The sequence below is a fragment of the Jiella pacifica genome (genome assembly GCF_010500815.1).
In the GTDB taxonomy this organism is placed as follows: domain Bacteria; phylum Pseudomonadota; class Alphaproteobacteria; order Rhizobiales; family Rhizobiaceae; genus Jiella; species Jiella pacifica.
Genome location: NZ_JAAAMG010000002.1, coordinates 260739 through 273666, shown reverse-complemented (window position 1 = coordinate 273666; position 12928 = coordinate 260739). Strand labels below are relative to the sequence as shown.

Here is a 12928-nt window from a genome sequence, read left to right as displayed (position 1 = left end):
CCGGTGGCCCGATGCATTCCCTTCAGTGGGTTTCGTCGCTTTCGGAGAAATTGCCGGAGATGTTGTGACGCCGCAGCTTCGAGTAGAGGCTCTGACGGCTGAGGCCTAGCATCTCGGCCGCCGAAGCCCGGTTGTTGCGGGTCAGTTCGAGCGCAGCTTCGATGCAGAGCTGCTCGATGATGTCGGCGGTCTCGCGGATGATCTCCCGCAGCGGTACGCGGCCGACCAGCCCGGTCATGTCGTTGGCCGAGCGGAAGGGTTCGGAGTTTGCGGGCCTGACAGACGTGCGCGACGTCTCGCGGATTGAGAAGCCATAGAAACGTCGATCGCCCTTGGTAATTGCCGATCCACTCACCTCGACGTCGACCACTCCGCCATAGCGGGTGTTGAGGTGGGTGGCGAAATTGCGGACGAAACCTTCGCCGTCGATCGCCTTCATCAGGATTCCGAGCTCGACGCCCCGGCGGCCGAGGATCTCGTCAAGCGGCCGGCCGACGACCTGGCTGCGGCTGGCGATTTCGGTGAGATCGAGAAAGCTCTCGTTGACTTCCAGTACCGACCTGTCGGGCCCGACGACGGCGATGGCGTCCGGGGAGGCCTGACCGAGCCGGGCGACGAGATCGTCGTCGATCGCCCGCTTGCCGGCACCTTCGTCGCCCGCGAGGCGCAGGATGATGCGGCTGCTGCCGTGCTGGCGATAGAACCGCACGACGACGGCGACCGTTTCCTCGCCGGCCGACAGAACGAGCTCGTCGCTCTCCGATTCGCCCGATCGGCGAGCCGCCGCGATCAGCGCCTCGACGTCACCCTGGTTGGCTTGCCCGAAGATGCTCGAGAGCGGCGCCCCGACCAGGCGTTTGCCGTCTTTCTCGAGGCGTTGGCGGGCCGCGAGATTGGCATCGATGATCTGCCGCGCCGCAGCGTCGACGAGAAGGATGGGCTCGGCCGCCGTGTCGAAAAGGACGCGATATTGCGTCTCGGTGCTGCGCAGACGCGCATAGTCGGTTTCGAGTGCGAGCTGCGTCTCGACGAGATTTTGCTGCAGCGCCGCCATCGTTCGCAGATCGCGGCCGAGGGCGAGGCGCATGCCGCTCTTGGTCAAAGGCAGCAGGGAATAGCTGATCGGCAGGTCGGGCCCGTTCGGCATCGGGTGGTTGATTTCGCGCCGGGCCGGCGATTCCCGGTCGGGCTGCTCGGTGAGCATGCGCTCGACCTTCTGCCGGCTCTCGACCGTGACGACATCGCCGAAGCTCTTGCCGATCCATGTCTTTTCGACCGCGCCGAAGAGATCCGGTTCGCGCATGGCAACGTCGAGAATCGTTCCGGATCGATCGAGAAGCAATGCGACATCGGTCGCTGCCGTCACCATCGTCGCAACGAGGGCGGCTTCGAGATTCGCAAAGGAACGGCTCGGGTCGGAAAACTGCCGGCCAGTGCTCGGATGTTCCATCCTCAAGGCACCTATCTCTCGTCCGTCCCCCCGGTTCGATGCCGAAATCGTCTCCGCAGGTCTCAGCGATCGATCAGCAGCGTTTCCGCCCGTTCGACAGCGCTGCGCCCGTCTAGTGCGACGAGATCGGCTCCGTAGTCATCTAGCGACTGTGCGGCTGCGGTGAAAGCCCATCCCCCGAGAAAGATGCGACTCGTGTTCGATTGAGTGGCTTGCCGGAGCGTCGCCACCTGCTCGCGCACCGGCGGCAAGAACCGCTCGCTGCCGACGCTCATGCCGATCGCGTCGTAGCGGCGGGTCTCGGCGAGTTCGCACAACATGTCGAGGCGCGTATTCGCTTCGAGCGAAACGCTCCAGCCGGCGGCGAGAAAGAGTTCGGCCAGGACGAACAGGCCGAAGGTGTGCTGTTCCCCGGGCGCCGTTGCCAGCAACACGCTGGCGCGCCCGTCGGTCATCCGGAACGAATCGGGCCGGCCGAGCGAACGGATCATATGCTGCAGTCGCGCCGATTTCGTCGTCACCTCGACGAAGCTCATCCGGTCGTTCAGCCACATCTCGCCGAGCTCGCGAACGGCGGGCGCCATGATCTCCATCAACAGCGTTTCGAGGTCCATCCCGGCGGCCTGGAGATCGAGGAGATGGCGCCACTGCGCTTCCGGGCTATCAGATAGGACGAGTCCCAGGAAGCGATCGGCCTCCATTCGGCGATGAATTTCGACCGTGGCTTTCGCTTGCCGGTTGAGTGGGTCGACCCCGCCATGGGAGGCGTAGAGCGACGGAATCACCCTTGCCACGATCGCCTCGGAAAGGCGGTGCTTCCAGTCCCGCTCAGCGGGATTGTAAATGTCAATGGACACTTCCGTGCACTTGGAAGGTGCGCGTAAGTCGGGGTAGAGCCGTTCTGCCAACTGGGGGATGCCTGCCATTGATCTCCCCTCCCAGAGCGTCGCCTGCCTCCTAGGCATCCGCAAAGCGCTGAAAACGCGGCGTCTGCATGTGTCGGGCGATCATTATCCACGAAGCTTCTCCCAAAGTTGGAAATATTGCAATCCAGTCCCGTCGGATAAAAATGTAAAAAATAGCGAACGTCAATTTAACTTGACACATTGGGTGGTCAGCCGCAGACTTCGGACATGGCACCGTTTCACTCATCTCTCCCGGACCATCCCGCTGCCGCCGGTCAGTGGCGGTCGCTTTACACGCCCGCCGAGCGGGCGCGGCGAGATGCGACGGTGTGGACTCTCGTCCAGGGCATTCTCGCCCCGCTGCAGTTCCTGATCTGCCTAGTTTCCGTTGCCCTGGTGCTTCGCTATCTTCTGACGGGCGAGGGCTATCAGACCGCAGTCCTTTCGGTCGTCGCCAAGACGCTGGCACTGTACGCGATCATGATCACCGGCTCGATTTGGGAGAAGGTGGTCTTCGGCCGCTGGCTCTTCGCGCCCGCTTTCTTCTGGGAGGACGCCGTGTCGATGGGCGTCATCGCCCTCCACACCGCCTATCTCGTCATGCTGGTCGCCGGTATCGGCACGCCCGGCGAGCAGTTCGCCGTCGCGCTGGCCGGCTACGGCGCCTATGTCGTCAACGCTGCCCAGTTCGTCCTGAAGCTGCGGGCCGCACGGCTCCAGGGGCGTCTGCAGCCCGTGGCGCCGGCGGGGCAGGTGCCGGCATGAACGGAGCGGTCATTCCTCGGGGCACGCCGATCGGCAAAGGCGCGGCTGTCGCCGCAACCGCGATTTCCCCGTCGCGCGGCTGCTCGGACCTGCCGGTGCTGCGCGAGCGCGGCCAGCGCGAGGTGTTCTGCGGGCTCACCGGCATCGTCTGGCTGCATCGCAAGATCCAGGACGCCTTCTTCCTCGTCGTCGGCTCCAGGACCTGCGCCCATCTCATCCAGTCGGCCGCGGGCGTGATGATCTTCGCCGAGCCGCGCTTTGCGACGGCCGTCATGGAGGAACGCGATCTCGCGGGGCTCGCCGACGCCAACGAGGAGCTGGACAAGGCCGTGTCTCGGCTGATCGAGCGGCGGCCGGACATCAAGATGCTGTTTCTCGTCGGCTCCTGTCCGTCGGAAGTGATCAAGCTCGACCTGTCGCGCGCCGCGGCGAGGCTGTCGGAGCGCTATTCTCCGGACGTGCGGATCCTCAACTATTCCGGCTCGGGCATCGAGACGACCTTCACCCAAGGCGAGGACAACTGCCTCGCCGCCCTGGTGCCGCAGCTTCCCGTCAGCAAGGCCGAGACGCCGCAGCTGCTCGTCGTCGGGGCGCTCGCCGATGTCGTCGAGGACCAGTTCGCCCGGCTGTTCGCTGCGATGGGGATCGACGACGTCCGCTTCCTGCCGCCGCGCCGGGCCCGCGACCTGCCGCCGGTCGGCCCGTCGACGCGCTATCTCCTCGCCCAGCCCTTCCTCGGCGAGACCGCGAGGGTCCTCGACGAACGGGGCGCCCGCCGCATCGCCGCGCCGTTCCCGCTCGGCGCCGAGGGCACGACGCTGTGGCTGAAAGCGGCGGCAGAAGCCTTCGCCATCGACCCGATGCGGTTTCGGGCCGCGACGGCAGCGGCCGAGGCGCGGGCGAAGCGGGCGCTGGAACCGTTTCTCGCCGAACTCTCCGGCCGCTCGATCTTCTTCTTCCCGGATTCGCAGCTGGAAATCCCGCTCGCCCGCATGCTCTCGCGCGAGCTCGGCATGCAGCCGACCGAAGTCGGTACCCCTTATCTCCACCGCCAGCATCTCGCCGAGGAGCTGGCGCTGCTGCCCGAGGGCGCGCAGCTCTCCGAAGGCCAGGACGTCGACCGCCAGCTGGACCGGGCCCGCGCCGCACGGCCGGACATCTCGGTCTGCGGCCTCGGCCTCGCCAATCCGCTGGAGGCCGAGGGGCTGACGACCAAATGGTCGATCGAGCTGCTCTTCACTCCGATCCAGGGCTACGAACAGGCCGGCGACCTCGCCGCCCTCTTCGCCCGCCCGCTCGACCGCAAGACGCGGCTGAGAGTTTAGGGGAGGCGGCCATGCAGCTCACCGTCTGGACCTATGAGGGCCCCCCGCACATCGGCGCGATGCGCGTCGCCACCGCCATGGAGGGGGTCCACTACGTCCTCCACGCCCCCCAGGGCGACACCTATGCCGACCTCCTCTTCACCATGATCGAGCGCCGCGACAGGCGCCCGCCGGTCACCTACACCACCTTCGAGGCGAGAGACCTCGGCACCGACACGGCGGCGTTGTTCCAGAAGACTCTGAAGGACGCCTATGAGCGCTTCCGGCCCGAGGCGATGCTGGTCGGAGCCTCCTGCACCGCCGAGCTGATCCAGGACGATCCGGCCGGCCTTGCCAAGGCCTCGAACCTGCCGGTGCCGGTGATCCCGCTGGAGCTTCCCTCCTATCAGCGCAAGGAAAACTGGGGCGCGGCGGAGACGTTTTATCAGGTTGTCCGGACACTGGCCGCGCCGCAGGTCTCTGGGTCGGAAAAGCAGGGTAACGGCCGAGCCGCCGCAGGCCGCCCCACCTGCAACATCCTCGGCCCCACGGCCCTCGGCTTCCGCCATCGCGACGACGTCGCCGAAATCCGCAAGCTGCTCGGCGAGATCGGCATCGACGTCGCCGTCGTCGCCCCGCTCGGTGCGTCTCTCGCCGATATCGCCCGGCTCGGCGAAGCCGATTTCAACGTCGTCCTCTATCCCGAGATCGCCGGCGTCGCGGCAAAATGGCTGAAGCGGACCTTCGGCCAGAAATTCACCACCACCGTGCCGATAGGCCATGGCGCGACGCGGGACTTCGTCGCGGAGGTCCTCCAGCTCGCCGGGCTGCCGGAAGGAGAGGCGGCAGGTTCCACGCCCGCCTCGAACCTTCCCTGGTTCTCCCGCTCGGTCGATTCCAACTATCTGACCGGCAAGCGCGTCTTCGTCTTCGGCGATGCCCCCCACGCGCTCGCCGCTGCCCGCGTCGCCACAGAGGAATTCGGCTTCACCCTCTGCGGCCTCGGCACCTATTCCCGCGAGTTCGCCCGCGACATCCGCGCCGCCGCGGAGAGATACGGCGTCGAGCCGCTGATCTCGGACGACTATCTCGACGTCGAGCAGGCGATCGCGGCGGCCCAGCCGGAGCTCGTCCTCGGCACCCAGATGGAGCGGCACATCGCCAAGCGGCTCGGCGTCGCCTGCGCCGTCATCTCCGCCCCCGTGCACGTCCAGGACTACCCGGCGCGCTACTCGCCGCAGATGGGCTTCGAGGGCGCCAACGTGCTCTGGGATTCATGGGTCCATCCGCTGGTGATGGGGCTGGAAGAGCATCTCCTCGGCATGTTCCGCGACGACTTCGAGTTCCACGACGGGGCGAAACCCTCCCATCTCGGCGCCGGCGCGCGGGTCGCGGCCGAGCCATTAAGTGCCGCGACCACCTCCGCCATCCTGGCCCCCGGCGCCTCGCAGGGGCGCGAGCCGACCGCTCCGGACGGCGATCTGATCAGCCTCGACTGGCTCACCGAAGCCGAGGCGGAGCTGAAGAAGATCCCCTTCTTCGTGCGGGGGAAAGCCCGCCGGAACACAGAAAAATTCGCCCTCGAACGGGGTCTGTCTGAGATCACCGTGGAGACGCTCTATGATGCAAAGGCCCATTACAGCCGCTAGCGGCCCTGCCGGCGCCAGCGCATCGGCGCAGGTCAAGGTGGTGCTGATCAGCCTCGACGGCCACATGGCCGGTTCGGTCGCCGCCGCGAGGCGCCGGCTGGCGAGCGAGATCCCCGGCCTCCAGGTCGTGCTTCACGCCGCGACCGACTGGGACCGCGAGCCGTCGAGCCTTGCCGGCTGCATCCGCGACGTCGGGCAGGCGGACATCGTCTTTGCCAACATGCTGTTCATGGAGAACCACATCGAGGCGGTGATGCCCGCCCTGAAGGCGCGGCGTGATACTTGCGACGCCATGGTCGGCGCGATGTCGGCGGGCGAGGTCATCAAGCTGACCCGGCTCGGCAGCTTCGAGATGGCGACCGAGGCGAAGGGCGTCATGGCACTCCTGAAGCGCCTGCGCGGCGGCCCCAAGACCGGCGGCAAGCCTTCTTCATCGGGCTCCGGCGCCAAGCAGATGGCGATGCTCCGCCGGCTGCCGAAGATCCTGCGCTTCATCCCCGGCACGGCCCAGGATGTCCGCGCCTATTTCCTCACCCTGCAATACTGGCTGGCGGGCTCCGACGAGAACGTCACCAACATGATCCGCTTCCTCATCGAGCGATATGCCAAGGGCCCACGCGCCGAAGTGGCCGCGAGGCTGCGCCAGACCCGGGCGCCGGTCGTCTATCCCGATGTCGGGCTCTACCATCCCCGCCTGCCGGACCGGATCGCCACCCGCATCGACTCGTTGCCGAACCGCAAGGGCGGGGAGGCCGGCACTGTCGGCCTGCTCGTCATGCGCTCCTACGTCCTGTCCGGCGACACCGGCCACTATGACGGCGTGATTTCGGCGATGGAGGCGCGCGGGCTGAAGGTCGTGCCGGCCTTCGCCTCGGGCCTCGACTCGCGCCCCGCCATCGAAGCCTTCTTCAAGAAGGACGGAAGGCCGGCGATCGATGCGCTCGTCTCGCTCACCGGCTTCTCCCTGGTCGGCGGCCCCGCCTACAACGATTCCAACGCCGCCGAGGAGGTGCTTGCCTCCCTCGACGTGCCGTTCCTCTCGGCCCATTCGGTGGAGTTCCAGTCGCTGGAGGAATGGCGGCTGTCCTCGGCCGGGCTGACGCCGGTGGAAGCCACCATGATGGTGGCGATCCCGGAGATCGACGGCGCCACCGGGCCGATGCTGTTCGGCGGCCGCTCCACCCTTTCGCGGGCCGACGGCCATCGTGAGATGACTGCCGATCTCGGCCGCGCCGATCTCTTGGCCCGCCGGGTCGCCAAGCTGATCGCGCTCCGCCGCCGGCCGGTCGCCGAGCGCCGCATCGCCCTGACCATCTTCAACTTCCCGCCCAATGCCGGCAGCGTCGGCACGGCCGCGCATCTGTCCGTCTTCGCCTCGCTCCACAACACGCTGAAGGCCCTGAAAGCCGAAGGCTATGCCGTCGACCTGCCGAAGAACGTCGATGCGCTGCGTGATGCGATCCTCGTCGGCAATGCCGCCCGCTTCGGGGCGCAGGTCAACGTCTTCGCCCGGATCCCGGCCGCCGACCACGTCCGCCGCGAGCCGCATCTCGCCGAAATCGAGGCGCAATGGGGCGCGGCGCCGGGCCGCCAGCAATCGGACGGCTCGTCGATCTTCGTCCTCGGCCAGAGCTTCGGCAACGTCTTCGTCGGCATCCAGCCCGCCTTCGGCTACGAGGGCGATCCGATGCGGCTCCTGTTCGAGAAGGGCTTCGCCCCGACCCACGCCTTTTCGGCCTATTATCGCTGGCTGCGCGAGGACTTTCGCGCCGATGCCGTCCTCCACTTCGGCACCCACGGGGCGCTGGAGTTCATGCCCGGCAAGCAGGTGGGCCTCTCCGCCGAATGCTGGCCGGACCGGCTGATCGGCGACCTGCCCAACGTCTATCTCTACGCCGCCAACAACCCCTCCGAGGGCACCATCGCCAAGCGCCGGGCGGCCGCGACGCTGGTCTCCTATCTGACGCCGCCGGTCGCTCACGCCGGTCTTTATCGCGGCCTTGCGGACCTCAAGGCGACCATCGAGCGCTGGCGCATCACCGCCCCCGAGGCCGCGCACGAACGGCGGGATCTCGAAATGACCATCGTCGCCCAGGCGAGCGCCCTCGATCTCTGCGCCGAGCCGGGCGAGGGGCAGGCGGTCGCCATCGACGTCCCGGCGCTGCACCGGGCGGTGCTCGAAGTCGAGGAGACGCTGATCCCCCACGGGCTGCATGTCGTCGGCCAGGCGGTGAGCGACGCCGAGCGGGCGGATCTTCTCGCCGCCACCGCCGAGGTGACCCTCGGTGCCGCGCCCGCCCGCGCCGCTATCGACGCGCTGGCCGGCGGCGACCGGGGCGCCGCCCTGAAGGGCTGCCTCGGCGCGGATGACGAGAAGGATCCGGCCATCGAAGCCCTGGTGAAACTCGACGCCGACCTTCGCAGCGACACCGAACTCCCGGCGCTGATGCGCGCCCTCGACGGCCGGTTCATCCGGCCGGTGCCGGGCGGCGATCTCCTGCGCACGCCGCAGATCGTGCCCACGGGCCGCAACGTCCACGGCTTCGATCCCTTCCGCATCCCCAGCGCCTACGCCGTTTCCGACGGCAGCCGCCAGGCCGGGCGGATGCTCGCCCGCCATGCCGCCAGCGGTCACACGCTGCCGGAGACCGTCGCGATCGTCCTGTGGGGCACCGACAATCTCAAGAGCGAGGGCGGCCCGCTCGCCCAGGTCCTGGCGCTGATCGGCGCGTCGCCGCGCTTCGACAGCTTCGGAAGGCTCTGCGGCGCCGATCTCCTGCCGCTGGAAAGCCTCGGCCGGCCACGCATCGACGTCCTCGTCACGCTCTCCGGCATTTTTCGCGATCTTCTGCCGCTGCAGTCGAAACTTCTGGCGGAAGCCGCCTTCCTCGCCGCAACGGCCGACGAGCCGGAAGAGAGGAACTTCGTCCGCAAGCACGCGCTCGCCTATGCCGAGGAGAGCGGCTGCGACATGGAGACGGCATCGCTCCGGGTCTTCTCCAATGCCGATGGCGCCTATGGTTCCAACGTCAACATGCTGATCGACTCGGGCGCCTGGGAGGCCGAGGGCGAACTCGCGGAGGCCTATACGCGGCGAAAATGCTTCGCCGTCGACCGCAAGGGCCGCACCGCCGAGCAGGCGAAACTGCTCAAGGCGAGCTTTGCCAAGGTCGAGATGACCTACCAGAATCTCGAATCCGTCGAGCTCGGCGTCACCACCATCGACCACTACTTCGACACCCTCGGCGGCATCAGCCGGGCAGCGTCCGAGGCGAGGGGCGAAAAGGTGCTGGTCTATATCGGCGACCAGACGCGAGGCGAAGGCAAAGTCCGAACCCTGGAAGAGCAGGTGGCGCTGGAGACCCGCACCCGCATGCTCAATCCCAAATGGATCGAGGCGATGCTCGCCCATGGCTACGAGGGCGTCCGGCAGATCGAGAGCCACGTCACCAACACGCTCGGCTGGTCGGCGACGACCGGCCAGGTCAGCCCTTGGGTCTACAAACGCCTCGCCGAGACCTTCGTGCTCGACCCCGAAATGCGCGAGCGGCTCGCGAGCCTCAATCCCACCGCCTCCGCCCGCATGGCAGACCGGCTGATCGAGGCCGAGGAGCGGCAATACTGGAAACCGAACGCGGCCGACAGGGAGGCGCTGCGCGAAGCCGGCGCCGACCTCGAGGATCGGCTCGAAGGCATCACACACAAGGAGGTCGTCGCCGCATGACCGCGCTCAAGACCACTCTCCCGCTGCCGCGCACCGTCTACCGCAAGGAGGACGGCGAGGGCTCCGTCCAGGTGAAGATGAACACCGGGCCGAAGATCGACGGCGCCCTGGTCTTCGCCGTCTACGGCAAGGGCGGCATCGGCAAGTCGACGACCTCGTCTAACCTCTCCGTCGCCTTTTCCAAGCTCGGCAAGCGCGTCCTGCAGATCGGCTGCGATCCCAAGCACGACTCGACCTTCACGCTCACCAAGCGCCTGCAGCCCACCGTGATCGACATTCTCGAAACCGTCGACTTCCACGCCGAGGAACTGCAGCCTGAGGACTTCGTCTTCGAGGGCTACAACGGCGTCATGTGCGTCGAGGCGGGCGGGCCTCCTGCAGGAACCGGCTGCGGCGGCTATGTCGTCGGCCAGACGGTGAAGCTCCTCAAGGAGCATCATCTCCTCGAAGACACCGACGTCGTCATCTTCGACGTTCTCGGCGATGTCGTCTGCGGCGGCTTCGCAGCGCCGCTCCAGCATGCGGACCGGGCGCTGGTCGTCACCGCCAACGACTTCGATTCGATCTTCGCGATGAACCGCATCGTCGCGGCGATCCAGGCCAAGGCGAAGAACTACGACGTGCGCCTGGGAGGCGTCATCGCCAACCGCTCCGCCGGCACCGACGAGATCGACCGGTTCAATGCCGCCACCGGGCTCGAGCGGATTGCGCATTTCCCCGATCTCGACGCCATCCGCAAGAGCCGGCTGAAGAAGGCGACCCTCTTCGAGATGGGCGATTCCCCGGAGGTGAAGTCTGTTCAGGACGAGTATCTGCGGCTGGCGGCCAAGCTCTACGCCGGCGTCGCGCCGATGGACGGCAAGTCCATGAAGGACCGCGACATCTTCGACTTCCTCGGCTTCGAGTGAGGCGGTAGATGAGCGACGTCGCAACCTACGAGACCCGGCGCGGCGAGATCGAGTCCTATTTCGATCGCACCGCCGCCGACGCCTGGAAGAAGCTCACCTCCGACGCCCCGCTCGGCCGCATCAGGTCGAGCGTCAGGGCCGGGCGCGAGGAGATGCGGGCGTTTCTCCTGTCGCTCATGCCGGCCGATCTCACCGGCGCAAGGGTCCTCGACGCTGGTTGCGGCACCGGGGCGCTGTCGATCGCGCTCGCGGCGCGCGGGGCGACCGTCGTCGGGATCGATCTCTCGCCGACATTGATTGCCCATGCAGCCGATCTCGCCGGGGCAGCCGGCTTTGGCCATGCCACTCGGTTCGAGGCCGGCGACATGCTGGCGTCCTCCCACGGCCGCTTCGACCATGTCGTCCTGATGGACTCGCTCATTCATTACGAGCCTGCCGATGCCGCTGCCGCTCTTGCGACGCTTGCCGCCCGGACCGACCGCTCGATCGCCTTCACCGTCGCGCCGAAGACCCCGATGCTCACCGTGATGCACCGGGCGGGCCGGCTGTTTCCGCGCGCCGACCGAGCGCCGGCGATCGTTCCGGTCGCGACCGACCGCTTCGGCGATCGCCTGGAGAGCCACCCGGGCCTGGCCGGCTGGCGCACTGAGCGCGAGTGCCGGGTGACGAGCGGCTTCTACAAGAGCCATGGCATGGAGCTGGTCAGGTCATGAGGCTCCTGCGGCGAAATCGGTCGGACATGGCTGTCGCGGGCAGGGCCCCGATGTCGGCACGCGAGGCGGCGGCACGGGCGCAGATGAGCCGCTTCATCATGTCGATCATGCCGTTCGCCGATGCCGCGTCGACCGACCTCCCGCTCGCCCGGCTGTTCCGGCTGTCGCTGTTCCAGGTCTCGGTCGGCATCACCATGGTGCTGCTCGGCGGCACGCTCAACCGGGTGATGGCGATCGAGCTCGGCATTCCCGTGTCGATCATCGCCGTCGCCATGGCGCTGCCACTGGTCGCGGCGCCCGCCCGCGCCCTGATCGGCCACAAGTCGGATACGCATCGCTCCTATCTCGGCTGGCGGCGGGTTCCCTACATCTGGTTCGGCGCGCTGATCCAGTTCGGCGGGCTGGCCGTGATGCCGTTCTCGCTGCTGCTGATCTCGGAAGGGCAGGCGGGAAAAGCCGTCTACGGGGAGGCAGGGATGACGCTGGCCTTCCTGATGGTCGGCTTCGGGCTCCACACGGTGCAGACGGCCGGTCTCGCGCTTGCTACCGACCTCGCGCCGCCGGAGAAGCGCCCGCGGGTCGTCGCCATGCTCTACACCATGCTGATCGTCGGCATGTTCGTCGGCGCGATCGTGATCGGGCGGCTTCTGGCGGACTTCTCGACCCTGCGTCTCATCCAGGTTCTGCAGGGCTCGGCGCTCGTCACCATCACGCTGACCTGCATCGCCATCTGGAAGCAGGAGCCGCGGCGCCGGGACATCCAGCCGGGAGGCCAGCCGAAGGAGCCGTTCCGCGCGGCGCTGAAGGCGCTCCGCCAGCAGAAGGGTCTCGACCGGCTGCTTGTGGCGCTTGCGGTCGGCACCGCCGCCTTCGGCATGCAGGACGTTCTGCTCGAACCCTATGGCGGCTCGGTGCTGCACATGGGGGTCGGTTCGACCACGCTCCTGACGGCGCTGTTCGCCACCGGAAGCCTCGTCGGCTACTTCATTTCGGCCCGGCTCATGAGCCGCGGCGGCAATCCCTACGTCGTCGCCGGGATCGGGCTGATGCTCGGCCTGCCGGGTTTTGCCGCGGTGATCATGGCCGCTCCCTTCGGCTCGGTCGGCGTCTTTTCGGCCGGCACCGTGATGATCGGGCTCGGCAGCGGCCTCTTTGCCGTCTCCATGCTGATCGCCGCCATGGCGATGGTCAGCGACGGCCGCGGGGGCCTGGCGCTCGGCGCCTGGAGCGCGGTCCAGGCGATGGCGCTCGGTGTCGCCGTCGCCGTCGGCGGCCTGGTGCGGGATGCCGTCACCGGTCTTGCCGATGCCGGCTGGCTCGGCTCGGCCTTTCAGAGCCCGGCCAGCGGCTACAGCATCGTCTATCTCGTCGAGATCCTTCTCGTTTTCGGGGCGCTCGCCTGCCTCGGGCCGCTCGTCAAACCGCGTCGTATCGAGCCGAGGGCTGCGCCGCCGGCGCGCTTCGGCCTTGCAGATCTGCCGAACTAGAAAATCCCAAGCGAAGGGAGTGC

At 67.5% G+C, this 12928-nt stretch carries 9 protein-coding genes; 7 read left to right on the top strand and 2 right to left on the bottom strand.

Annotated features, from left to right (window positions below; all coding sequences use genetic code 11):
- Window positions 1-22: 22 nt before the first annotated feature.
- Entirely contained in the window at window positions 23-1450 is a 1428-nt protein-coding gene (gene ppsR / locus GTK09_RS03995) for a transcriptional regulator PpsR (protein WP_163461199.1), read from the bottom strand.
- A gap of 62 nt (window positions 1451-1512) precedes the next feature.
- Window positions 1513-2376 (bottom strand): cobalamin B12-binding domain-containing protein, encoded by an 864-nt coding sequence (locus tag GTK09_RS03990; protein WP_163461198.1) that lies wholly within the window; start codon window positions 2374-2376, stop codon window positions 1513-1515.
- A gap of 207 nt (window positions 2377-2583) precedes the next feature.
- Between GTK09_RS03990 and bchF the strand changes: the two genes are divergently transcribed.
- The 7 genes from bchF to GTK09_RS03955 are packed head-to-tail and all read left to right on the top strand — an operon-like array spanning window position 2584 to window position 12905.
- Window positions 2584-3120, top strand: a complete 537-nt coding sequence (gene bchF, locus GTK09_RS03985) for a 2-vinyl bacteriochlorophyllide hydratase (RefSeq protein ID WP_163461197.1) — start codon at window positions 2584-2586, stop codon at window positions 3118-3120.
- Entirely contained in the window at window positions 3117-4445 is a 1329-nt protein-coding gene (locus GTK09_RS03980) for a ferredoxin:protochlorophyllide reductase (ATP-dependent) subunit N (protein WP_163461196.1), read from the top strand. The genes bchF and GTK09_RS03980 overlap by 4 nt, the downstream gene beginning before the upstream one ends.
- An 11-nt stretch (window positions 4446-4456) precedes the next feature.
- The gene (gene bchB / locus GTK09_RS03975) at window positions 4457-6073 is read left to right on the top strand and encodes a ferredoxin:protochlorophyllide reductase (ATP-dependent) subunit B (protein ID WP_163461195.1); all 1617 of its coding nucleotides are present in this window, start codon (window positions 4457-4459) and stop codon (window positions 6071-6073) included.
- Window positions 6045-9797, top strand: coding sequence for a magnesium chelatase subunit H (locus GTK09_RS03970; RefSeq protein ID WP_376767942.1), 3753 nt, complete (start codon window positions 6045-6047; stop codon window positions 9795-9797). The genes bchB and GTK09_RS03970 overlap by 29 nt, the downstream gene beginning before the upstream one ends.
- Window positions 9794-10705, top strand: a complete 912-nt coding sequence (gene bchL / locus GTK09_RS03965) for a ferredoxin:protochlorophyllide reductase (ATP-dependent) iron-sulfur ATP-binding protein (RefSeq protein ID WP_163461194.1) — start codon at window positions 9794-9796, stop codon at window positions 10703-10705. Before GTK09_RS03970 ends, bchL begins: the two co-directional genes overlap by 4 nt.
- 8 nt (window positions 10706-10713) lie before the next feature.
- Window positions 10714-11418: a magnesium protoporphyrin IX methyltransferase gene (gene bchM / locus GTK09_RS03960; protein ID WP_163461193.1), complete on the top strand. Its 705-nt coding sequence runs from the start codon at window positions 10714-10716 to the stop codon at window positions 11416-11418.
- Window positions 11419-11468: 50 nt separating this feature from the next.
- Window positions 11469-12905 carry a BCD family MFS transporter gene (locus GTK09_RS03955; protein ID WP_163461192.1) on the top strand — a complete coding sequence of 479 codons (1437 nt, stop codon included), beginning with the start codon at window positions 11469-11471 and terminating at the stop codon, window positions 12903-12905.
- Window positions 12906-12928 lie beyond the last annotated feature (23 nt).